The organism is Mesorhizobium sp. CA8 (genome assembly GCF_020164955.1).
GTDB lineage: Bacteria > Pseudomonadota > Alphaproteobacteria > Rhizobiales > Rhizobiaceae > Mesorhizobium.
In genome coordinates this window covers 128,178-151,115 of the sequence record NZ_JAIUHG010000013.1, presented here as the reverse complement: position 1 = coordinate 151,115, position 22,938 = coordinate 128,178, and the positions used below count along the sequence as shown (strand labels likewise).

Here is a 22,938-nt window from a genome sequence, read left to right as displayed (position 1 = left end):
CAGATCTTCTCCACTTCATCAAACCAAATTGCGCATGTTAGCGGCGCTGCGCCGGATCATGTCGAGCTCGTAGGAAACCAGGGAACCGTCGTCTTCGCGCTCCCAAGGAGTGCGGTAATCGGCATCGTCGGGCAGCCGATTGCGCTGCGCGGCCCGTAGGCAGGCCGCAAATTCGCGCGCCGTCTTCGGCGGGTAGCCGTGCCACCAGTCGTCGCGCAGAAAGCGGACATGCCGTGCCTCCAATGCGCCCGGTTCGAGAACAGCCGTCATGTGATCGTGGTGTTCGGCAAGAATTGCGAACAGCTCGGCAAACGGCACCGCGCCATCGCCGATGGCACAACGGATCAGCCGGTAGCCTTCGGCTGTGAACTGCACACGGTAATCCTTGAGGTGGACATGGCGGACACAAGGTGCGATCCGCCGCGTAAAATCGAGCGGCGCTTCGCCGACCGGGAACGTGTTGCCGGTGTCGAAGGTGACGCCGACGCCTTCGCCGCCGAGTGCGCAGAAATCGACGAGTTCCTGGCTGGTGAAATCCTGGTGGTTTTCGATGGCAAGGACATGGCCTTCGGCAATCGCGCGGGGACCCCATTCCTTCAACCTGTCTCGAATGATGGCGGCGAACTCGCTCCATTTGTCGCCGGCAGCGTTGCGGTCGCCGCATAGAACCGGCGTCAGCGCCGTCCGGATGATTTGGGCCCTCAGAAGACGTGCGGCCCGAAATGCCTGGTCGAGCGGTTCGCTCACCAGAAGACCGCCGCTGACGATCGGTGTGATCCCAAGGCTGGCGAGCCTTTCCCGCAACGCGATCACCGCATCGTCGGAAAGTTCGGTCAGCCAGGGCACCCAGATCTCCAGCACCCGCGCGCCGAGTTCGGTCGCGAGCGCGATGAAACCTTCCAGCCCTGCCGGTTGGGGATTGGCGCGTGACGTGCCGCGGCCCTGGATGCCGAGATGATAGGTCAGACCGTAAGGGTTCAGGCCGACCTGGAGCATGGAGCGATCCTTGGGTTCGGGTTTTGCGGTCATCGCAGGCCGGCGTCCACAGTGATCGACTGCTTGGTGATCATGCGGCTGTCGTCGGCGGCGAGAAACAGCACCGTGCGCGCGATCTCTCCGCCGGTCAGAACCCGGCGGATCATCTGGCGCTGCACGACCTGGTCGACCGACGCCTGCGTCTTGTACCAAAGCTGCCGTTGCCGGTCGGTGATGACGGCACCCGGCTCGATGGCGTTGACGCGGATGTTGTCGGGGCCAAACGCCCGCGCCAGCGCAAATGTCAACCCGACCACCGCAGCCTTGGCCGTCGCATAGGGCGCCATGTCTGCCGCGCCGAAACGCCAGGCGATCGAGGAAAAATTCACGATCGAACCAAAGCCCAACTCCTTCATGTGTGGATGCACGGCTTGGGCGGCAAAGAAGTGGTGCCTGAGGTTCACGTCCTGGGCGTGATCCCAGTACTCCTGCGTCACGTCGGCAACTGGGTGGCGGTTGTCGTCGGCGGCGTTGTTGACCAGCACCGCGACAGATCCGAGGCGGTCGCGCACCGTGCCTATCGCGACCTGGAGCGCGGGAATATCGGTCACGTCGCAGTGCATGAATAGTGGCGCGTGCGGTGCCGAGACGGCGAGTTCCCGCGCAAGCTTGTCGCCGGCTTCCTGCTGCAGATCGAAAAACGCGACGCGTGCGCCATTGGCGGCGAAGGCGCGGACCGTGTCGGCGCCGATGCCCGACGCGCCGCCTGTGATCAGCACGACGCGGTCGGCCAGGCTCGGATAGGTGGCAAAGGACAAATGCGGAACTCTCTTCAGATCAGGCGTTGGGTCGTCGGGTCGAACAAGCAAGCACGCGCCATGTCGATGCCGAGCGTCACCGTCTCGCCCATCCTTGGCGTGCCGTCGGGGTCGAAACGGCCGGTGATCTCCTTGGCGCCCAGGCGCAGAACGGCCATGGTTTCCGCACCTGTCGGCTCGACCAGCTCGACCACGGCATCGATTTGCGCGATGCCTGGCTTGCGACGCTGAAGATCGGGATCAGACCGGTAGATGTGCTCCGGCCGAATGCCGAGAACGAGCTGTCGCGGCGTGTCGGACGGAAGCGTCTGGACGACAGACAGGCCGACCGTCTTGCCGTCGGCGGTCGGCAAGGCAACGGTGGGGCGACCGCCTTCTTCGCTCAGTTCGGCCGGCAGGAAGTTCATCGCCGGCGAACCCATGAAGCCCGCGACGAACATATTGGCCGGACGGTTGTAGATCGTCGCCGGCTCGTCGAATTGCTGGACCGAGCCTTGATGCATCACGGCGATGCGCGAGGCGAGCGTCATCGCCTCGACCTGATCGTGGGTGACGTAAACCGTCGTCTTGCCGACGCGGTGATGCAGCTTCTTGATTTCCGTACGCATGTCGACGCGCAGCTTGGCGTCGAGATTGGAGAGCGGCTCGTCGAACAGGAACAGTTTCGGATCACGCACCAGCGCCCGGCCCATCGCGACGCGCTGGCGCTGGCCGCCCGAAAGCTGTCCGGGCTTGCGCCCAAGCAGCGGTTCGATCTGCAGAAAAGCAGCAACCCGCTTGACGGCCTCGTCCTGCTGCGGCTTCGGTACGCGGCGGCTTTCCATGCCGAAGGTGATGTTCTCGCGCACCGTCATCGTCGGGTAAAGCGCGTAGGACTGGAACACCATGGCGATATCGCGGTCCTTCGGCGCAACCGAATTGACCAGCCGGCCGTCGATGCGGATCTCGCCGGAGGTTACGGTTTCCAGCCCGGCGATCATCGCGAGCAGGGTGGACTTGCCGCAGCCGGACGGTCCGACCAAGGCGATGAACTCGCCGTTCTGCGCCTCGAGATCGATGCCCTTCAACACCTCGACCGTGCCGTAGTTCTTGCGCAGGGATCGGATGGTCAATGTCGACATACGGTGCCCTTCTTCGGGGAGCGGACGATCGGCGACATGCGATGAGGCCCGTTCACTTGATCGCGCCTTGGGTCAGGCCGCGGACGAAATACTTGCCGCCGAAGAGATAGATCAGCAGCGGCGGCAGCGCGCCGATCAGCACGGCGGCGCTCATGACATCATAGGCGCGTACATTCGTGCCGCTCGCCGTCAGCGCGACGAGCGCGGCCGTGATCGGCTGTTGCTGCCCGGAGGTGAAGACGACGCCGAACAGATATTCGTTCCAGATACCGGTGAACTGCCAGATCACGGTGACGATCAGGATCGGCGAGGAAAGCGGCAGAATGATCTTGCGGAAGATGCGCCAGAAGCCTGCGCCGTCGATGCGCGCCGCCTTGATCAGATCGTCGGGGATGCTGACGTAGTAGTTGCGGCAGAACAGGGTGGTGAACGAAATGCCCTGGATCACGTGGATGACGATGAGCCCGTAGGTTGTATTGCTGAGGCCCAGATTGCCGAGGATGAACGCCCACGGCATCAACGAGATCTGGCCCGGAATGAAGACGCCGAGCAGCATGCAGGTGAACAGCGCTTCCGAACCCTTGAAGCGCCATTTCGACAGGATGTAACCGTTCATCGCGCCGACCGTCGTCGAGATGATCGTTGCCGGAATGGTCATTTTCAGGGAGTTGTAGAAGTTGCGCTGCATGCCCTCGCAGGTGCCGCCGATGCAATAGGTGCTCCAGGCCTGGCTCCAGGCTTCGAGGCGGAAGCTGCGTGGCAGCGAGATCAACCCGTTGCGCGCGATCTCTTGCTGATCGCTGAATGAATTCAGCACCACGACCAACAACGGGACCAGATAGATCGCCGCGAAGACAACCAACAGCCCATAGATGACTAAGCGGGTGAGGAAATGCCTGCGCGCTGCAACCGTGGCGGCGCGATGATCGAGCGACTGGTCCAGCGCTGCGTCAACCATGTCCGGCTTCCTTGCGCCGGCGCCAAACCACCCAGAACGAATAGGGCACCAGCACCACGGCAAGAGCGGCAAGCATCATGATGGCAGCCGCGGCGCCTTCGCCGATCTGGCCGCGTTGGAACATCAGGTCATAGACATAGATGGCGGGGAACGTGGTCGAGATTCCCGGCCCGCCTTTCGTGAGGGCCGCCACGAGGTCGAAGGTCTTGATGGCGAACTGGATCTGGATGACGGCGACGGCCAGGAAGATCGGCGCAATCGTTGGCAGAAGCACTTTGCGATAGATACGGAAGGTCGAGGCGCCGTCGATCTGGGCGGCCTTGACGAGGTCCGAATCCACCGAGCGCAAACCAGCCAGGAAGAGCGCCATGGCAAAGCCCGAGGACTGCCAGACACCGGTGATGATCACCGCGTAGATCGCATGGTGCCGGTCGCTGGCGAGTGCGAAACTGAAATTCGTCCAGCCCAATCCGCGCACCATCGCCTGGATACCGTCGGTCGGGTTGTAGAGCCAACTCCAGACCGTGCCGGTGACGATGAAGGAGACGGCCAGCGGATAGAGGAAGATCGTCCGCCAGACCGCTTCGCCGCGCACGCGCTGGTCGATCAGGATCGCCAGCAGCAGTCCCACGGCCATCGAGCCGACGATGTAAAAACCACTGAAGAGAAAGAGGTTGTTGTAGGCGATGTTCCAGCGCCGGTTCGCCCAGAGCGACGCATAATTGTCCAGGCCGACAAAGCCGTAGCTCGGGAGCAGCGAAGAATTCGAGAGCGAGATGTAGAGCGTCCAGCCGGTGAACACGAAGACATAGACGAAACTCGCCACAAGGGAGGGGCCGAGCACCAGCAAGGGCACCGCGGAGCCCAGCCGCTCCCGCCAGGGGCGGGCGGGCGCCGGGACCGATAGGGTCAGGTCGTGATTTGACATTTCGAGCGCGGGACTGAGATGGAGGATGGCCGGGTGCGGCTAGCCATTGCGCCCGGCCGTTTCCGTCTACTTCTGTGCTTCTGCCGCGTCGGCCATCGCATTGGCGCCGTCCTCGGCTGACATGTCGGGCGTCGCCACGAACTCGGTGATGGCGTCCATGATCGCGCCGCGCATCTTCTGCGGGATGGTCATGTTGTGCGCCATCGAGCGGACCAGCGTGCCTTCCTTGATCGAAGCCTGCAGATCCTTTTGCGAGACCTGCTGGCACGGATTGAAACCCTTCGACAGATCGATGTCGAGGCGTGCGGGGATCGAGCCCTTGGCCTGGTTGAAGACCGTCTGGAAGTCGGGCGACAGGATCAGGCTGGCAAGCAGCTTCTGGCCGTCGACGTAATCCTGGTCCTTCTGCTTGAAGAAGACGACCGAGTCCGAGTTGAGGATGAAGCCGGGCTTGCCCCAATCGGTCGGCGCCTGGGCGCAGACATAGTCGGTGCCTTCCTTGAAGCCGGCGGCGGTCAGCAGGCCGATGGTCCAGTCGCCCATGATGTGAAACGCCGCGTCGCCCTTGCCGACCAGCGCCGACATCGAATCCCAGTCGCGGCCAACCATGCCCGGATCCATATACTTGCTCGTCATCAGCCGCATCTGCTCGAAGGCCTTGACCATCCCCGGGCTGCGCATCGATTCGACATCGCCTTCGACGAAGGCCTTGCGATAGAGATCGATGTCCTGGCCGTAGAGCACGACCTCGAACACCGTCGAATCCGTCCAGTCGGCGGTCGAATGCGAGATGCAGATCTTGCCTAAGGCGACGATCTTGTCGCAGGCTGCATTGAACTCGGCCCAGGTCTTGGGCATTTCCGCCACGCCAGCCGCCTGCATGACCTTCGGCGAGGCCCAGAGCCAGTTGATGCGGTGGATGTTCATGGGAGCGGCGACCCATTTGCCGGTCGGCTTCATCACCGGAAGCAATTCCGGCGCGACGACTTTCTCCCATCCTTCCGAGCCCGCCAACTCGTCGAGATCGGCGGTCATGCCGGTCTGGTTCCACTCGGCGATTTCCGGGCCCTTAAGCTGCACGGCAGGCGGGGCATTGCCGGCGATCACGTCGGCACGCAGCTTGGCCAGCGTATTGGCGGTGTGACCGGCGATAGAGGTCTGTTCCCATTTGCCGCCCTTGGCGGTGAACATCTCGCCGAGCTTGGCGATCGCCTGGGCGTCCGATCCCGTCGCCCATTGGTGCAGCAGGTTCGTCTTGGGCTCGGCGAAGGCTGTCCCGGCGACAAAGGTCCAGGCAGCAGCTGCCGCTAAGGCGGTCATGACGCATTTCATCGTTTCACTCCCATATGGTGTTGCACGGTTCGTATCGACCGCTTATGGCCGCGGTTTGAAGCCGCCGCCGGCGAGATGCGTTAATCTCGAGTTCTTTCCAAGATGACATATTGGAGCTATCAGTCAACGATGTTTATGTTGATCCATGACAAAACCTTCGCTTAGAACCTGGCTGATCGACAGACCGTCCGCGTCGCCGGAGAGCATGATCGTGCGGTGCCTGAGTGAGCGCGGTATACTCTCCGCATCGCAGATTACACGCGTCACCGGTCTGGCGCGCTCGACGGTCTCAACCGCGCTCAACGGTTTGAGAAAATCGGGGATGGTGATCGAAGCCCCGGCCAACCGGGACGGGGTCAGAAGCATCGGCAGGCCGGCTGCGGCCTTGACGCTCAATCCGACAGCGGGCACCTGCGTTGGAATTCACCTGGCTCTTCAGGAGATACGGCTCATCGTCGCCGATGTCTCGCATTCCGTCATTGCCGAACAAATTATCTCGATGCCTCTGGACTACCAGCCGCAACAGGCGGCCCAGATGGTCAAATCGGCAATTGCCCAATCTTACAAGGAAAACGGTTTGCCGGTGGCCGGGCTCCTGGGGGTTGGGGTGTCCGTCTCTGGCCCTGTCAGCCGCGATGGAGTGGTGCTGCGCGCGAGCATGGTTCCAACCTGGGCCGGCGTCAACATACGAGATGTGTTCGGACCCGTCCTGGAGCAGCCGATCTTCGCCGACAACGAAAGCAACTGCTCGGCCATTGCGGAGCTGATGTGGGGTGCGGCCATCGGCCAAGACGATTTCGTGCTGTTCAAGATCGATCTGGGTGTCGGTGGGGCCATTGTCCAGCATGGCCGGCTGGTGACGGGCATCGCCGGCGGCGCCGGCGAATTCGGGCACATCAGCATCGATCCCGGCGGCGATCTTTGCCGCTGCGGCAATCGCGGATGCCTGGAGCTCTATGCGAGTTTTGCCCGGCCACTGGAACAGATCTCGCGTATCGTGCGGCGGCAAGTCACCATGGGCGACGTCATCACGATGGCAGAGCAGGGGGACGTCCGGGCGTTGCGGATGATCGAGGATACCGCCGAGATCGCCGGCCGGGGTCTCGGCTTGATCGGCTCGGTGCTCAATCCGCCGCTCATCATCATCGGCGGCCACATGGCTTTAGCTGGCGACATTATGTTGACGCCGCTGATCGCGTCCTATGAACGCCACACGCTCATCAAGTCCCGCGATATCGCTCCGGCCCTGCGCACGCGGATAATCGTAGGCAAGCACACCGAAAACGATGCGTTGCTGGGCGCCGTCGGCCTCGTGCTGAGACATCAGACAGAGGGACTGTCGATCGGCTGATCGGCCAGACCGCTCAGAGAATGGTTCCGGGAGCTAACGACGCTCAAGAAGCTGGCGAACTATAGTACCGAAGGCTGGGTCTGCAGCCAGCTGTCCCGCCATCGTATCGGAGCGAGCATCTGGCACGGCTAGTCGAACTGACGATTGCCGGACCAGCGACACCTGTTGCAGGCGCGAGTCTCCATTGCACGTGCACGGTTTCCGCTATAAAAAATTCGACCGGCTCGCATTCAAGCTTTGCCTATCGGATGGCTCAATCGGCCAGCCTCTAAAAATATCCACGCGCGTCGGATCAAAATCGCCACTGGCACGTTTAGCCTAGTTAAGCAGGATGGATATGGCCAAGCCGAGATTCCCTATTGTCGGCATCGGCGCTTCGGCCGGCGGCATCCCCGCCATGGAAGAACTCTTTCACGGGGTCCCTTCCAGCCTTGGCGTTGGCTTTGTTATCGTTACGCATTTAAGTCCGGAACGCGAGAGCCTGCTGCATGAAGTGGTTGGCCGCTATACCGACATTCCCGTCAAGGTCGCCGAGGATGGGATCGAAGTTCGGCCCGACGTCATTTACGTCATGCCGCCCAACGCGATCTTAACGATCGAAAACACCGCGCTCAGACTACGGCACCCGAACTCCGTATCGAGAGAGCGCAAGCCGATCGACATCTTCTTTAGCGCGCTGGCTGAGGACCACGGGGAATACGCGGTCGGAATTGTTCTGTCCGGCGGAGATTCAGACGGGACGTTGGGTGTGAAGGCGATCAAAGAGCATGGCGGACTGACGCTCGCTCAAATCGCCGACGGGTCTGGGCCGCGTAATCCGGACATGCCTCAAAGCGCCATCGGTTCAGGGTTGATCGACATTGCCGTCCCAGCACGCGATATGGGAGAAAAGCTTGCCGAATTCGCGCGCAGTTTCGAATTGGTGGACGACCCGGTGGCTGACGGCAGGGCGGAGGAGGGGAGCGTCCGCGACGCGCAAAATGAAATATACGCCATCCTGCGCAGCCACTCCGGACATGATTTCTCGGGTTACAAGCCGAAGACGGTGCTTCGTCGCGTCAGGCGCCGCATGCAGATCAAGCAGCTCAGCTCGATCGACAGGTATGTCGACCTGCTGCGCTCGAGCGCAGACGAGGTCCGCTTCCTGTTTCGGGACTTGTTGATCAATGTCACCAACTTTTTTCGCGACACCGATGCCTTCAAGATTTTGGAAGATACGGTGATCCCAAAACTGTTCGAAGGCCGCGACGCCAATGACACGATCCGCATCTGGGTTCCCGGGTGTGCGACGGGAGAAGAGGTCTTCTCGATCGGCATGCTGATGCGTGAGCACATGGACACGCTGCCGGTGGTGCCGCGTGTGCAGATATTCGCAACCGATATCGATGACGCCGCACTGAGTGCCGCCCGCTCGGGACGCTATACCGAACCGTTGCTGGCCGGGGTTTCACCCGAACGTCGCGAACGCTTCTTCAACAATGACGGCACCAGCTTTGTGCTGCATAAGAGCGTGCGCGATCTTTGCATCTTCTCTGCCCACAACGTCATTCGCGATCCGCCGTTCTCACGCATGGACATGGTCTCATGCCGAAATCTGTTGATCTACTTCGGGCCCGACGTTCAAAAGCAGGTCATTCCGACATTTCACTACTCACTGAAGCCAGGCGGCTATCTGTTCCTCGGCACGTCGGAGAGCCTGAGCCAACACAGCGAACTGTTCGCGCCGGTCGACAAGAAGCATCGCATCTTCAAGGCACGCGAACACGCAGCGCCGCCGCGCCTGCCCCTTCTGCTTAATGCAGCGTCTTCGAGCAGCCAGCTAAAAGGCGGCGACGCCCGTGCGGGGCGCGGCTTGTCCTATTCGCTGCGCCAGGTCGTCGAAGCTCAGGTACTGGAGCGCTTCGCGCCAGCCCACGTCGTCGTCAACGGCGAAGGAGATGTCGTCTATTATTCCGGCAGAACGGGCAAGTATCTTGAACCGCCGCAAGGTGTGCCGAGCCGTCAATTGCTGACGATGGTGCGCAGTGGGCTGCGCCTGGAACTGCGTGGCGCGTTACGGGAAGCGGCCGAAAACAGGCGTCCCGTCGTGCGGGAGGCGATTGCCGTTGAGGAGGACGACGACCGCGTCCAGTTTGTAACCTTGACCGTCGAACCTCTGGCCGATCGCGGAAGCGAACCGCTTTTCCTTGTCCTTTTCGAGCCGGTCGGGCGTTCGCAGCCGCGGACGGCCCAGACGGGTTCCCAGTCGGCGGCCGGCGGATTGGCGGATCTGGAGCGCGAGCTGCGCGACACCCGCGAGCGCCTGCAATCTACAATCGAAGAGTATGAAACCGCGCTGGAGGAACTCAAATCCTCCAACGAGGAATTGGTCTCGGTCAATGAGGAAGCGCAGTCGTCCAACGAGGAGCTCGAAGCCTCCAAGGAGGAGATGCAGTCCCTCAACGAGGAGCTGAGCACGATCAATGCCGAGCTGGTATCGAAGGTCGAGGATCTCGATCGCGCCAACAGTGACCTGAAGAACCTGTTCGACAGCACCAAGATTGCGACTGTCTTTCTTGATCCGAGGCTGGTTATTCGAAGCTTCACGCCGGCTGCTTCTTCATTTTTCAATCTGCTGCCGAGCGATGTCGGTCGTCCGCTTACCGATCTTGCCAGCCGGCTCGATTATCCGCAGTTGCGCGAACACATCGCGCAGGTTTTTCGGTCAGGCGAGATGATCGAGCATCAGCTTTCGCGCGATGGTGACGGCGTTCACTATCTCGTCCGCCTAATCCCCTACCGGGATGCCGTCGGCAAGATACAGGGCGTCGTCGTGACCTTCGTTGACGTCACGACCCTGGCCCAAGCGGAAGCTCATCAGCGGGTCCTCATCTCCGAGCTCAATCATCGGGTCAAGAACATGCTGGCTGTTACCGTGAGCATTGCCAGCCAGACCCTGAAGAATGCTGAATCGCCGGAAGTCTTTGCCGAAGCGCTGATCGGCCGCCTGCAGGCGATGGCGAGGGCCTACGGCGTGCTGTCGCGTGAAAGCTGGAAAGAGGCTTCGGCTGAGGAGATCGTTCGGCAGGAGTTAGAACCCTTTGGTTTGGAGCGCAGCACCAGGGCTGGTGATGACGTCCGTTTGAAACCCCAACAGGCTCTTTCCCTTGGAATGGTTGTCCACGAACTGGCGACCAATGCCGCCAAATACGGAGCGCTATCCTCGGCGAGCGGCAAGGTGTCAGTCACTTGGTCCGTCCTTGGCCAGGAATTCCGCTTGGAATGGACTGAAACGGGCGGCCCACCGGTCAAGCAGCCCGAAAACTCCGGATTTGGCTTGGCTCTGGTCAAAGGGGAAATCGAATACCGGCTGGGCGGCAAATTCGAAACAGCTTACGACTCCGACGGTTTTAAGCTGCGATTGGCGTTTCCACTCGATCGCCGGGAGACGGCGGTTGGCTAACGCACGGATTCTGGTTGTTGAGGACGAGTGGCTGATCGCCGAGGATCACAAGGATGTTCTCGAAAAAGCGGGCTATGAAGTCGTGGGACCTGCCGCATCCGTACGCAGCGCGATCGGGCTGATCGAAAACGAAGTTATCTCGGCGGCGGTGCTGGACATCGGTCTCAACGGCGAGACGAGCGCTGCGCTGATACCATTCCTTACAGAACGAGACATTCCGTTCGTTTTTGCGAGCGGATATGTGCCGCCGGACGTTCCAATGGAATTACGTGCCTATCGGATACTGCCAAAGCCTGTGCTGGCCCTTACGCTCATTCAAGCCGTTAGCGGCATGCTTAATGGCAGCGGCGCTAGTCATACCGCCTGTTGACAGGCGCGAACTTGACGAAGCCGCCACTGGGGACTCCTCCGCCAATGTCCCTCGGCGCTAGCGAGATGGCGCCGAAGTCGTCATCACGCGGACCGGCACCGACTTTGCCGCCGGCACATGTGCCTTTTCGGCTCGGTGCCACAGCGGAATGAGCGGATTGAGCTCGGGATAATAGCCGGCACAATCGCCGCGTGGAATGGAATAGGGAGTGACGCGCAATCCGTGTACACGGCGCTCGACACCGTCGCCTGCCGCAGATTCCAGATCGATCTCCTGTCCGTCATGGAGTCCCAGCCGTTCGATATCGTGCTCGTTCATGAGCAACACCATGCGCGTCCCGTCGATGCCGCGAAGGCGATCGCGGTAGCCGTAGACGGTGGTGTTGAATTGATCGTTGGAGCGAACCGTGATCAGCGTCAGCACGTTGGATTGCGAGACGTCAATGTCCGGATCCGTTTCCAGCATCGTCGGCGGCTTGAAGTTGGCCTTCTTGTTGGGGGTCTGCCACACCCGCTTCGAAGCCTTGATATCGCGGTGAAACCCGCCCGGCGCCAGGAAGCGTTTGTTGAAGTCCTTGAAGTGATCCGGATAACAACGTTCGATCTCGTCCCGCACGCGGGCATAGTCGGCTACCCATTCATCCCACGGAATCGAGCTCTTGCCGGCAACTGTCGCTTTGGCGAGTTCGGCGACGATCCGCGGCTCGGAGAGCAGGTTGGGTCCGGCTGGCGTGCGATGGCCGAAGGAGCCATGGATGCAGGCGGTGGAATCCTCAATGGAGACATGTTGCTCGCCGGTAGCCTGCAGGTCCTTCTCGATGCGCGAAAGGCAGGGCAGCAAATAGGTGACGGCTCCCGGTATCAGGTGACTGCGGTTCAGCTTCGTGGCGATCTGGACATGCAATCTCAGGTGCCGCCAGGCGTCTTCGACGAGCCCGGTTTCCGGGACGGCCCGTACGAAATTGCCGCCCAGTCCAATGAACGCCTTCACCGAGCCGTCGATCACGCCTTCGCATGTTTCGACGGTGTCGCGCCCTTTCTCGCGCGGCGGTTCGAACCGATAAAATTCGGCAAACTTGTCGAGCGGCACCAGCTCGGGCTTTTCGGAGATGCCGACGGTTCTTTGGCCTTGAACATTGGAATGGCCGCGAAGCGGGGACACGCCGGCGCCCGGTTTGCCGATATTGCCGCGCATCAGGAGCAGGTTGCAAAGCATGTGGACGTTTTCGGTCCCGTGCCGGTGCTGCGTCAGGCCCATGCCGTAATTGCCGATGACCGCCGAAGCCTTGCTGTAGATGTCCGCCACATGCTCGAGGTCGGCGCGCGCGATGCCCGAACGCATCTCGATTTTTTCCCACGGTGTGCGGCGTAGATAGGCCTCGAACGCATCGAAACCTTGCGTGTGTTCTTCGATGAAAGCGGTGTCGAGGACGCGCGGCGCGCCGGTCCGCCTCGCCGCGTCGTCGAGCGCGAGAACGGCTTTCGCAATGCCGGTCATGGCGGCGATATCGCCGCCGCCGCGGATCTGGAAGAAGTCGCTGGACATCTTTGTGCCGGCGCCCGGCGAAAGCATTTCAATTGGGTTCTGCGGATTCTTGAAACGTTTCAGGCCGCGTTCCGGCAATGGATTGAACGTGATGACGGGTATGCCGCGCTGGCGCGCGTCCTCGATCGGGTGGAGCAATCGCGGCGCGGTCACGCCGGTATTGTGGCCGAAGAAGAACATCAGGTCGCAACGGCTGAAATCCTCCAGTTGCACGGTGCCGACCGGCGAGCCGATCGACTCAGGCAGGCCGACCGAGGTCGACTCGTGGCACATGTTCGAAGAGTCCGGCAGATTGCTCGAGCCGTAGATGCGTGCGAAGAGCTGATACATGAACGATGCCTCGAGCGAAGCGCGGCCCGAGGTGTAGAACACGACCGATTTCGGATCGAGCTGGCTCAGCTCTTCGCCGATATCCCGGAATGCGGCCTCCCACGCCACCCGCTCATATTTGTCGGTGACCTCGTTGTAGCGCATCGGCTCGAGCAGGCGACCCTGCTTTTCCAGATCGTGATCGGGCCAGTCGAGCAGCTCGTTGACGGAATGCGCGGCGAAGAACTCCGGGCCGCAGCGCCGCTTCGTCTGATCCCAAATCGTCGCCTTGGCGCCATTCTCGCAGAACTCGAACGGCCGCGGCTCGGCAGGCTTCGCCCAGGAACAGGAGACGCACATATAGCCGTCCGCCTTGTTCTGCTTGAGCAGCGTGCTCCAGATGCCGGACGTCAGCAGACCTTCTGCGCGAGCCTTGCGGATCAGCGATCTGAGGGATCCCCATCCGCCGGTCGGGTGATTGTATTTGCGGATTTCGATGTGGTTGGTGGTGGAGGGCCTCATGGTGGAACTCGGTCGGCTATCGCTTTGATCTCCAACCCTTCTGGCGCCGCTATGTTCCAGTGCCGGCGAACGCTGCGGCAGAGTCGTTTTGCGCGAGATGGGCCGCCAGGCCTGCTCTGCTGTCGACAACTGCCCGCCGCGAACCTGTTGCGGCAGCGGAACATTTGACCCCTTTACCGGTTAGCCAAGACCGGGCGCTTAGCGCATCGCCGGCAACCCCGGCTGCGGGAGCATTGCCTTCGATCCGGGAAGGAAGACCAATGTCAGGCACCGATTTGTGGTTCATCGTCGTCGCGGGCGGTCCCCTCATTCTTTTGCTCGTGATCGTCTACGTTCTCCTCACCCGCCGGCGCCGCGGACCGGCGGAGCAACGCGAAAGCGACCGGGCAGCCGAGCGTCTGTACCGGGAGAAAGGCGACTAGAGCGGTCCGCCTCGCCGGCGCCGCATCCAAGGCAGTGTCGTTGAGGGCGGAACAACGCGGGGCCGTCGCTATTATCGAAGCGGACGTGAAGATCGACACCGGAGCAACGGTTGATGGCCAACGACGAGTTGCCGGGAGTGCTGGCGACGCTGCCTGTGATCGACGCCAAGGCGGAGCCGACGCCGAAGAGCGCGGAGGCGGAAGCGTTCTATACGCAGGCGATCCGCGAGCTCGCCGCCACCGACATTCCTTTTCTGGTTGCGGGGACCTATGCGGTGAGCGCCTATACCGGCGTCGTGCGCCAGACCAAGGACCTCGATATCTTCTGCAAGGCCGGCGATTGCGCGCGCGTCCTCGCCCATTTCAAGGATATCGGCTACGCCGTCGAGATTGAGGACGATCGCTGGCTCAGGAAGGTCTTCGAAGGTTCGCATTTCTTCGATGTGATCTTTGCATCGGCCAATGGCACCATGCTGGTCGACGACCAGTGGCTGGAGCATGCCCGCCAGGTCGAGCTGCTCGGCAGCCGTGTCCGGATCATCGGACCGACGGAGCTCATCTGGTCGAAATGCTTCATTCAGGACAGGGGTCGTCATGATGGCGCCGACATCGCCCATACCATTCTCAAGGCGCATGACCAGATCGACTGGCAGAGGCTGCTTTCCTATCTCGACGTCCACTGGGAGGTGCTTTTGATGCAGCTGCTCAACTTCCGCTGGATCTATCCGAGCGAGCGCGACCTTGTCCCCGACTGGCTGCTCGACGAACTGCTCGAGCGGCTGGCCACACAGCGGCGGCTGCCGTCGCCCAGAATGAAGATCTGCCGTGGCCGGCTGCTGTCGCAGATCGATTATGAGATCGACGTCAAGGAATGGGGCTTCGCAGGCGTCGGCGGCGTTGGAGAATTCCGCGATGGCTGAACAAAGCAAGGCAGACCGCAAAGCGGACGGAAACGGCAAGGTCAAAGTCGCCGCTGTGGGCGATCTGCATGTTCAGGAAGATGCGCAGACCTCCTACCGCGATCTGTTCGGCGAGGTTTCGCGCGAAGCCGATGTCCTGGTGCTTGCCGGGGATCTCACCAATCTCGGCAAGCCGAAGGAGGCCGAGCTTCTGGCGGAGGATCTGCGGGCCTGCTCAATTCCCGTGGTTGCGGTGCTCGGCAACCACGACTACGAATCCGGTTGCGCAGAGCAGATCGCGGCGACGCTTCGCCATGCCGGCGTTCATCTCCTCGACGGACAGGCGACGGAGCTGATGGAGGTCGGCTTTGTCGGCGTGAAGGGCTTTGTCGGCGGCTTCGGCCCGAGGATGCTTGGGTCCTTCGGTGAGCCGGCAATCAAAGCCATGGTGGCCGAGAGCGTCAGCGAGGCGATGCGGCTCGAAAATGCCATGCGGCAAGTCCGCGCCAAGCGCACGCTAGTGGTGCTTCACTACGCACCGATCGCGGAGACGGTCGCCGGCGAGCCGCCGGAAATCTTCCCGTTCCTCGGCTCTTCCCGGCTGGCGGAAACGATCGACCGGTTCAAGGTGAGCGCTGTCGTGCATGGGCATGCTCATCGTGGCACTTTCGAAGGCCAAACTCCCGGCGGCGCGAAAGTTTACAATGTCGCCATGCATATCGCGAAACCGACCGGCCGGCCTTACGCACTGCTCGAGATCTGAGCCGGCCAGCGATTTGGTGATCGGCTAGACTTCGTCAAACCGGCTGCCTTCCTTGGAAGGATCCTTGGACAGCACACGCTCTTCCTGATCGTCGGGCAAGGCTTCGTCACTTTCCTGGAAGGGGTTATCGTCATCCTCTTCCGGCAGGTCGCCTTCCGCTTCAGCATCATCCTGCGGGTCACCGTTCACGGCAACGCTGTCAGGCAGGATTCTGCCGCCCTCCAGGGCATCCCAGTCCTGCTGCTCGATGGTCGGGGCTTCGGTTTCTTCGGTCTTTGCAGGCCGCTGTTTGTCGCGCGGGTCCATGACGTTCTCCAATGCTGAGCTTCGAGTGAAAAACCCTTCGCCGAAACAGTTGTTCCGCTTCTTATCCAATCACGAACGGTTGGCGCGACTGCCCGGCACCGGCCTTCCCATCATCGGCAGCGTGCCCGGTCATCCGCGAATTCATGCGGTGATGGGCTATGGCGGCAACGGGATCACCTTTTCACAGATTGCTTCCGAGATCGTTTCCGCCTCGATCGCCGGCGCACAGGATGCCGATGCGGATCTCTTCGCTTCAAAACGTGATTCTGAGAGCCATCGTTGCGAGCGGATTGGAAGCTATTCGATCTGCTCGAACGTGCATTGGCTCGGCGCCTTGTCGGGTCGCCAGCGCAAGAGCCTCGTGCCGTGCCGGAAACGGCCGCCGGTAACATGGTCGAAGCGGACCTCGACGACCAGTTTTGGCCGCACCGGTTCCCACTCTCCGCTGCGTTCGGTGCTCCATCGGCTCGGCCCGCCCGGTGCCTTGCCGGTGAAGCCTGACCCGCCACGCAATTTTTCGAGCCTCTCGGTGAGAGCGGCGCGCTCGCCACTGGCGATGGTCGAGGTGAAGCCGACATGATCGAGCTGCCCATTGTCGTTGTAGAGGCCGAGCAGCAGCGATCCGACTAGCCGCGTACCATTGAGATAGCGAAAGCCGCCGACCACGCAGTCGGCCGTGCGTAGCCGTTTTACCTTGATCATAGCGCGCTCGCCGGGCCGATATGGCTCGTCAAGCCCCTTGGCGACAACTCCGTCGGTCGAACCCTGGCCCGAGCCCCGCAGCCATCGCTCGGCAGTCGCAATGTCGGTGGTCGATCGCGATAGCCGCAGCGCTCCGCCTGCGCAGCCGGATATGAACGTCTCCAATGCCGCGCGTCGGTCGGCCAGTGGCGCTTCGAGCATGATCTTGCCGGTCGGCGCGACAAGCATGTCGAACAGGATCAATCGCGCCGGCGTCTCCATGCTCAGCTTGCGAATGCGGCTTTCCGCCGGATGCAGCCGCATCTGCAACGCGTCGAAGGAAGCGCGACCGTCGATCTCGATCACGATCTCGCCATCGACGACGAAATCCTTGGCGTCGAGCCTTCGCACCGTGGTGATCAGCTCCGGAAAGTAGCGCCCGAGCGGCTTGCCGGATTTGGCGCGAAGATCGACGTCCTCCTTGCCCTTGAAGGCGAGGCAGCGGAAGCCATCCCATTTCGGCTCATACTGCCAAGGCCCGTTCTCCGTCGGCAACGTTTCCGCAGTTCGCGCTTCCATTGGCGGCGTGTCCAACGGCAATGGGAAGCTGTTTGCCCGCGCGGCTACCATCGCTCTTCCGTATCGCGATGAGGCAGGTCGATGCCGCAGCAAACCCAGCCGAGCCGCTGCGAAGATCCGTAATTGTATTGCGGCTCAAGATCGGCCGGATTGTCGAAGGTTCCGACATGCAGCGCGATCTCGCTGAGGGCTGCGTCGTAGGCCAGGGTAAGAGGAGAGCCGCAAACCTGGCAGAAGCCGCGTCTGGCGAGAGGTGATGAGCGCCGGAAGCACGGCTCGTCGCCCAGCCATGACACGTCGGCACAAGGCAGCCAAGCGAGCACCGCGAAGGCGCTGCCGGTCGCGCGGCGGCACATGTCGCAATGACAGTAGTGCACACGTGGATTGCCGGTCACGCGGTAACGGATCTTGCCGCAGAGGCATCCGCCTGAACGTTCGCCAGTCGCCGCGTTGGTGAGAGTCTCTGCTGCATCCATTCAGCTTGAACGGTCGGCGCGGGATCTGGTTTCCGGCGGGAACAGCCAACGAACCAAAGCGTTGTTCAACATTCCAAGGACCAGGCCTTGATCTCCAATCACCACTGCCGCGCGTTGCCGTACATGCATTTCCGCTTCATCCCGCTTCCGCCGAGCCGAATTTATCGGGTGTTCTGATGTCAGCTCCGGGCTTGACCTATGGGCCGCTTGGCGATCACTGCGCCCATCTTTGCGTCGACATGCAAAAGCTGTTTGCCGAGCCGTCGGAATGGGCGACGCCCTGGATTACCCGGGTCCTTCCGAGAATTGTGAGTCTGGTCGAAAGAAAGGCCGAGCAGACGATCTTTACCCGCTTTATTCCGGCGGCGCGGGCGGGGCAGGGCGTAGGCACCTGGAGACGCTACTACGAGCGATGGGCCTCGATGACGGTCGAAGCCGTCGGCCCGCAGATGGTGGACTTGCTGCCGGCGCTGCGCGCATTTTGCCCGCCGGCCCAAGTGATCGACAAGCATGTCTATTCGCCCTGGCCGGAGGGCAGACTGCAGGCTGAGCTTGCCGGCCGAGGTGTCGATACTTTGGTGATCACCGGCGGCGAAACCGATGTCTGCGTTCTAGCCACCGTTCTGGGAGCGATCGACGTCGGCTACCGCGTCGTGCTGGTCACGGATGCGCTTTGCAGCTCTTCCGACGCTACTCATGATGCGCTGATGACCGTCTATCACCAGCGCTTTGCCCAGCAGGTTGAGACGGTGGAGATGGAGGTCGTTCTCTCGGCCTGGAATTGAGAGGCTGCTCCGCCTCGAGATCGATCAGCGCAACGCCAAGCTCGGAACGCTTCCGGCGGCGCAGGTGGCCAGGCGATTCCAGCACCGTGACCTCCAGCGTGGGTCGCACGTAGCCTTCCAGCAGGTGTCCGCCCCGCGTCGACCCATCGCCGAGGCCGAGCACGGCATGCACGTGAAGACTGGGTTTGCCTTTATCGTCGACGGCAATGTCGCCGATCGCGCTCAGCTTGTGAAGCTCGGCGGTTTCGCGAGTGAATTCGGAACAATGGCTTGGCTCATCGGTTGGGGCCAATGACCAGCCAGCGACGGAGCGAGCATGTCCAAGCCTTCAGCCTCCCATGTTGCTGCTCTCAACCGACGAAATTTCATGACTGGCACGGTGTCCGCCGCCGCGGCCGTGCCTCTGCTTGGCTCACAGGCCAAGACGCAAGAAGTCACACAGTCAGGGGCACGGCTAAGGGAGCCGGTCGTCACGACGTTGCGGATCAACAAGCAACGTCACGAGCTTTCGCTCGATCCCAGAACGAGCCTGCTCGACGCGTTGCGTGATCACGCCGGGCTCACCGGCACCAAGAAGGGCTGCGATCACGGCCAGTGCGGCGCGTGCACGGTGCTGGTCGACGGCAAGCGCGTACTTTCTTGTCTGAGCTTCGCCGTGATGAACGACGGCAAGGATGTGACGACAATCGAAGGGCTCGCGTCCAGCGACGGCAAGCTGCATCCGATGCAGCAGGCCTTTATCGACCACGATGCCTTCCAATGCGGCTACTGCACGCCGGGCCAGATCATGTCGGCGATCGGCTGCGTCAATGAAGGTCACGCCGAATCCGAGAATGACATCCGTGAATATATGAGCGGCAATATCTGCCGCTGCGCCGCCTATCCCAACATTGTCGCCGCCGTTCTGCAGGCACGCGGCGAAACGAGAGGGGCCTGAGATGCGGCCTTTCGTCTATGAACAACCGACCGACATTTCCGCAGCGGTCGCGCTGGCATCCAACTTCACGACCCGCGACGATCAGCCGACGCGAGCCAATACGCAGTTCATCGCCGGCGGCACCAATCTCGCCGATCATATGAAATTGGGGGTCGCTGAGCCGAACCGTCTGCTCGACCTCAACCGGCTCGAGGAGCAAAAGCTCAGGCATATCCGGGTAACGGAAGACGGCATCCGCTTCGGCGCCCTGGTGCGGATGGGCGAGGCTGCGGATCACCGCGAGGTCAAGGAGCGCTATCCGGTCATTGCAGAGAGTTTGCGTTTGGCGGCAAGCGGCCAGATCCGCAACATGGCAAGCCTCGCCGGCAATGTCCTGCAACGCACGCGCTGCGAATATTTTCGCGAGACGTCTTGGGCTTGCAACAAACGTGTGCCGGGGTCGGGCTGTGCCGCTATGGACGGCTTCAACCGGCAGCATGCGGTGCTGGGAGGCAGCGACGCGTGTATCGCCACCTATCATGGCGACTTCGCCCAGGCGCTGATCGCGCTCGACGCCGTCGTTCTCACCGAGGGTTCGCGCGGCGCGCGCAAAATCCCGTTCGCCAAGCTGCATCGGCAGCCCGGCGATACGCCGCATATCGAGACGGATCTCGCCGCCGACGAGATCATCACCGCCATCGAGGTGCCGGCTCTGCCGTGGGGCCGGCGCTCGCTCTATCTGAAGATCCGTGACCGCGAATCCTATGCCTTTGCGCTGGCTTCGGCGGCCGTTGCTCTCGACCTCGACGGCGAGACTGTGCGCGAGGCACGCATTGCGCTCGGCGGCGTGGCGACCGTGCCGTGGCGCGCCAGCGCGGCCGAGGAAATCCTGCAAGGGAAGAAGCTTGACGATGCGTCGGCAGGAGCAGCGGCGGACGCCGCCTTCGCCGAGGCCCAGCCCCGCCAACACAACGCGTTCAAGATCGAACTCGGCAAGCGAACATTGGTGCGCGCGCTGCTCGAAACCCGCGACATGAAGGTGTGACCATGGACGCTGCCGCTCCAAGACCCAAGGAAAACCAGGGTGAACCGCTGCCGCGCGTCGATGCGCGGTTGAAAGTCACCGGGCAGGCGCACTACCCCGCCGACCTGCCGGCCGCCAACATCGCCTATGGCGCGCTGGCCACCAGCAGCATCGCCAGAGGCAAGGTGACGAAGCTTCGTCTCGACGATGCCCGCGCTGTGCCTGGCCTGCTCGACATCGTCACCTATGGTGACATGGACAAGGTCGACAAGCCGAAATTCGGCAATTCCGGCGCCACATCGATCGGTCCACTGCATGACCGGACGATCTTCCATGACGGCCAGATCATCGCGCTCGCGGTTGCCGAGACTTTCGAGGCGGCCGAAGAGGCGGCGCAGTTGATCCGCGCCGAATATGAGGAGGACAGGCCGACCGCGAGCTTTGACAGTCCGGGCACGAAGACCGTTGCGGCGGCCGGCAAAAGCCCGATGTTCAAGGAGGACGTCAAGGCCGGCGACTTCGATGCAGCCTTTGCCGCGGCGGCGGTCAAGATCGACCAGCGCTATTCGACGCCCACCCAGCATCACAATCCGATCGAACTGTTCTCGACGACCGCGTACTGGCAGGGCGACCAACTCGTCGTGCATGAGCCCTCGCAGAACGTCACCGGCTGGAAAGTCGAGCTTGCCAGGCAACTGAAGATGGATCCGGCGAATGTGCGCATCGTAAGCCCCTTCATCGGTGGCGCATTCGGCTCGAAAGGGCCGATGACCCCGCGCACCGCGATCGTTGCCGTGGCCGCCAAGCGGCTCGGGCGTCCGGTGCGTTGCGTGACAAGCCGCATGCAGGCTTTCGGCACCCAGACCTACCGGGCTGAAACGCGTCACCGCATCAGGATCGGCGCCGGCAAGGACGGCCGCATCACCGCTTTCGCGCATGAAGGCTGGGAGGTGACCTCGCGGCCCGATCTCTATGTCGTTGGCGGCACGTCGGCCACGGGCCGCATGTACGGCTATGGCTCGGTGCTGACCCATGTCTCGCTGGTGCAGGCGGACCGCAACACGCCGGGTTACATGCGTTCGCCACCCGAGACGCCTTATGTCTATGCGCTCGAAAACGCCATGGACGAGATGGCGGTGGCGCTTGGCATGGATCCGGTCGAATTCCGCCGGATCAACGAACCGAAGACGGAGCCGATCGGCAAGAAACCGTTCTCCAGCCGCTCGCTGATCCAGTGCTACGACCAGGCGGCGGAGGCCTTCGGATGGGCCAGGCGCGATCCGAAGATCGGCGCGATGCGCGACGGCGACTGGCTGATCGGCATGGGCTGCGCGACGGCAATCTATCCCACCGCCGTCGCGCCATGCGCGGCGCGCGTGCGCCTGACTGTCGATGGCGATGTGCGCCTGCAATGCGGTTCGCACGAGATCGGCACCGGCGTGCGCACCGTGGCCGGCCAGATGGCGTCGGAGCGGCTCGGCGTCGCTATCGACAAGATCAGTGTCGAAATGGGCGACAGCAGCCTGCCTCCTGCGCCCGTCTCAGGCGGCTCGATCTCCACGGCCAGCGTGTGTTCGGCGGTGCTCAAGGCCTGCGACGCTATCCGAACCAAGCTGTTTGCCGCCGCGACTGCCGAGGGCGGTCCGCTGGCCGGCTCCCATAATGAGGAATTCGAGCTTGCCGACGGAAAGATCGTGGCGAAGAGCGGCGCGTCGACCAAGGTCGAGGACGTCCTGAAGGCCATGCAGGTCGGCGCGATCGAGGAATATGCCGAGTTCGCACCCAAGGGCGCGACGCCGGAGGCGCTGAAGAAGCTCTATGCGGGTACGCCGGAATTCCACGGCGGCGAGCAAGACGAGGATTCGGTGAAATATGCCTTCGGCGCCGAGTTCGTCGAAGTGCGCATCAATCGCTATACCAAGGAAATCCGCGTGCCGCGCATCGTCGGCGCGTTCGCGGCCGGCCGCATCATGAACACGCGCACGGCGCGCAGCCAACTGATGGGCGGCATGATCTGGGGCATCGGCCAGGCGCTGCATGAGGCGACCGAGGTCGACAGGCGCTACGCCCGCTACGTGAACCGCGACCTGCAGGACTACCTCGTGCCGGTCAATGCCGACATCAAGGACCTGCAGGTGATCCTGGTGCCGGAGATCGACCACGCGGTCAATCCAGCCGGCGTGAAAGGCTTGGGCGAACTGGGCAATGTCGGCACGGCCGCCGCCGTCGCCAGCGCGGTCTACCACGCGACGGGCAAGCGCATCCGTGACCTGCCGATAAGGATCGAGCAGTTGCTCGCTTGAGCATGCCTGCGATGCATGCGCACAGCTATTTTCTCTAATAGGGCGAAACCCATGTTTCACCTTGGCGTGTGGATGCTGCCCATCGCGGGCATCCCTCTGATCCTCATTCTGAT

Annotated in this window: 20 protein-coding genes and 2 pseudogenes; 11 read left to right on the top strand and 11 right to left on the bottom strand. The window is 62.2% G+C overall.

Going from position 1 to position 22,938, the window contains the following annotated elements:
• Positions 1–18: 18 nt before the first annotated feature.
• The 6 genes from LB553_RS16380 to LB553_RS16355 all read right to left on the bottom strand — a co-directional run bounded on the left by LB553_RS16380 (position 19) and on the right by LB553_RS16355 (position 6,120).
• Positions 19–996 carry a sugar phosphate isomerase/epimerase family protein gene (locus tag LB553_RS16380; protein ID WP_224514839.1) on the bottom strand — a complete coding sequence of 326 codons (978 nt, stop codon included), beginning with the start codon at positions 994–996 and terminating at the stop codon, positions 19–21.
• A gap of 29 nt (positions 997–1,025) precedes the next feature.
• On the bottom strand, positions 1,026–1,793 hold the full coding sequence (locus LB553_RS16375; RefSeq protein ID WP_224514837.1) for an SDR family NAD(P)-dependent oxidoreductase: 768 nt from the start codon (positions 1,791–1,793) through the stop codon (positions 1,026–1,028).
• A gap of 14 nt (positions 1,794–1,807) precedes the next feature.
• A complete protein-coding gene (locus LB553_RS16370) occupies positions 1,808–2,914 on the bottom strand; it encodes an ABC transporter ATP-binding protein (protein ID WP_224514835.1) in 1,107 nt (368 codons plus the stop codon).
• 52 nt (positions 2,915–2,966) lie between these two features.
• On the bottom strand, positions 2,967–3,872 hold the full coding sequence (locus LB553_RS16365; protein WP_224514834.1) for a carbohydrate ABC transporter permease: 906 nt from the start codon (positions 3,870–3,872) through the stop codon (positions 2,967–2,969).
• Complete coding sequence (locus LB553_RS16360) at positions 3,865–4,800, bottom strand: carbohydrate ABC transporter permease (RefSeq protein WP_224514831.1); 936 nt, start codon at positions 4,798–4,800, stop codon at positions 3,865–3,867. The genes LB553_RS16365 and LB553_RS16360 overlap by 8 nt, the downstream gene beginning before the upstream one ends.
• A 66-nt stretch (positions 4,801–4,866) precedes the next feature.
• Complete coding sequence (locus LB553_RS16355) at positions 4,867–6,120, bottom strand: ABC transporter substrate-binding protein (RefSeq protein ID WP_224514830.1); 1,254 nt, start codon at positions 6,118–6,120, stop codon at positions 4,867–4,869.
• 217 nt (positions 6,121–6,337) lie between these two features.
• On the opposite strand from LB553_RS16355, the gene LB553_RS16350 reads away from it, so the two are divergent.
• The 3 genes from LB553_RS16350 to LB553_RS16340 all read left to right on the top strand — a co-directional run bounded on the left by LB553_RS16350 (position 6,338) and on the right by LB553_RS16340 (position 11,295).
• Positions 6,338–7,483, top strand: coding sequence for an ROK family transcriptional regulator (locus tag LB553_RS16350; protein ID WP_224514828.1), 1,146 nt, complete (start codon positions 6,338–6,340; stop codon positions 7,481–7,483).
• A gap of 331 nt (positions 7,484–7,814) precedes the next feature.
• Positions 7,815–10,925 (top strand): CheR family methyltransferase, encoded by a 3,111-nt coding sequence (locus LB553_RS16345; RefSeq protein WP_412033347.1) that lies wholly within the window; start codon positions 7,815–7,817, stop codon positions 10,923–10,925.
• Positions 10,918–11,295, top strand: coding sequence for a response regulator (locus tag LB553_RS16340; RefSeq protein WP_224514824.1), 378 nt, complete (start codon positions 10,918–10,920; stop codon positions 11,293–11,295). Before LB553_RS16345 ends, LB553_RS16340 begins: the two co-directional genes overlap by 8 nt.
• Positions 11,296–11,352: 57 nt before the next feature.
• On the opposite strand, the gene LB553_RS16335 is transcribed toward LB553_RS16340, so the two are convergent.
• Positions 11,353–13,671 (bottom strand): FdhF/YdeP family oxidoreductase, encoded by a 2,319-nt coding sequence (locus LB553_RS16335; protein ID WP_224514822.1) that lies wholly within the window; start codon positions 13,669–13,671, stop codon positions 11,353–11,355.
• 260 nt (positions 13,672–13,931) lie between these two features.
• Here LB553_RS16335 and LB553_RS16330 point away from each other — a divergent pair, with 260 nt between their 5' ends.
• The 3 genes from LB553_RS16330 (at position 13,932) to LB553_RS16320 (ending at position 15,755) form a co-directional block, all read left to right on the top strand.
• Positions 13,932–14,093, top strand: a complete 162-nt coding sequence (locus LB553_RS16330) for a hypothetical protein (RefSeq protein WP_224514820.1) — start codon at positions 13,932–13,934, stop codon at positions 14,091–14,093.
• A gap of 113 nt (positions 14,094–14,206) precedes the next feature.
• Positions 14,207–15,013, top strand: coding sequence for a nucleotidyltransferase (locus tag LB553_RS16325; protein WP_224514818.1), 807 nt, complete (start codon positions 14,207–14,209; stop codon positions 15,011–15,013).
• Entirely contained in the window at positions 15,006–15,755 is a 750-nt protein-coding gene (locus LB553_RS16320) for a metallophosphoesterase family protein (RefSeq protein WP_224514815.1), read from the top strand. Before LB553_RS16325 ends, LB553_RS16320 begins: the two co-directional genes overlap by 8 nt.
• 24 nt (positions 15,756–15,779) lie before the next feature.
• Here the strand turns inward: LB553_RS16320 and LB553_RS16315 are convergent, their stop codons facing one another.
• Positions 15,780–16,061: a hypothetical protein gene (locus LB553_RS16315; protein WP_224514813.1), complete on the bottom strand. Its 282-nt coding sequence runs from the start codon at positions 16,059–16,061 to the stop codon at positions 15,780–15,782.
• A gap of 97 nt (positions 16,062–16,158) precedes the next feature.
• Here LB553_RS16315 and LB553_RS16310 point away from each other — a divergent pair.
• Positions 16,159–16,323, top strand: a pseudogene (locus LB553_RS16310) (FAD-binding oxidoreductase); the annotation flags it as partial.
• A gap of 35 nt (positions 16,324–16,358) precedes the next feature.
• Here the strand turns inward: LB553_RS16310 and LB553_RS16305 are convergent.
• The gene (locus tag LB553_RS16305; RefSeq protein ID WP_224514812.1) at positions 16,359–17,372 is read right to left on the bottom strand and encodes an ATP-dependent DNA ligase; all 1,014 of its coding nucleotides are present in this window, start codon (positions 17,370–17,372) and stop codon (positions 16,359–16,361) included.
• Positions 17,366–17,797: a GFA family protein gene (locus tag LB553_RS16300; protein ID WP_224514811.1), complete on the bottom strand. Its 432-nt coding sequence runs from the start codon at positions 17,795–17,797 to the stop codon at positions 17,366–17,368. Before LB553_RS16300 ends, LB553_RS16305 begins: the two co-directional genes overlap by 7 nt.
• A gap of 176 nt (positions 17,798–17,973) precedes the next feature.
• On the opposite strand from LB553_RS16300, the gene LB553_RS16295 reads away from it, so the two are divergent.
• Positions 17,974–18,582 (top strand): cysteine hydrolase family protein, encoded by a 609-nt coding sequence (locus LB553_RS16295; protein ID WP_224514873.1) that lies wholly within the window; start codon positions 17,974–17,976, stop codon positions 18,580–18,582.
• A 7-nt stretch (positions 18,583–18,589) separates the two neighbouring features.
• Here LB553_RS16295 and LB553_RS16290 read toward each other — a convergent pair.
• Positions 18,590–18,808, bottom strand: a pseudogene (locus LB553_RS16290) (PCC domain-containing protein); the annotation flags it as partial.
• Between the two features lie 90 nt (positions 18,809–18,898).
• Here LB553_RS16290 and LB553_RS16285 point away from each other — a divergent pair.
• The 3 genes from LB553_RS16285 to LB553_RS16275 are packed head-to-tail and all read left to right on the top strand — an operon-like array spanning position 18,899 to position 22,825.
• Complete coding sequence (locus LB553_RS16285; protein WP_224514810.1) at positions 18,899–19,519, top strand: (2Fe-2S)-binding protein; 621 nt, start codon at positions 18,899–18,901, stop codon at positions 19,517–19,519.
• Position 19,520: 1 nt separating this feature from the next.
• The gene (locus LB553_RS16280) at positions 19,521–20,543 is read left to right on the top strand and encodes an FAD binding domain-containing protein (protein WP_224514809.1); all 1,023 of its coding nucleotides are present in this window, start codon (positions 19,521–19,523) and stop codon (positions 20,541–20,543) included.
• Between the two features lie 2 nt (positions 20,544–20,545).
• Positions 20,546–22,825, top strand: a complete 2,280-nt coding sequence (locus LB553_RS16275) for a xanthine dehydrogenase family protein molybdopterin-binding subunit (RefSeq protein ID WP_224514808.1) — start codon at positions 20,546–20,548, stop codon at positions 22,823–22,825.
• Positions 22,826–22,938: the final 113 nt, after the last annotated feature.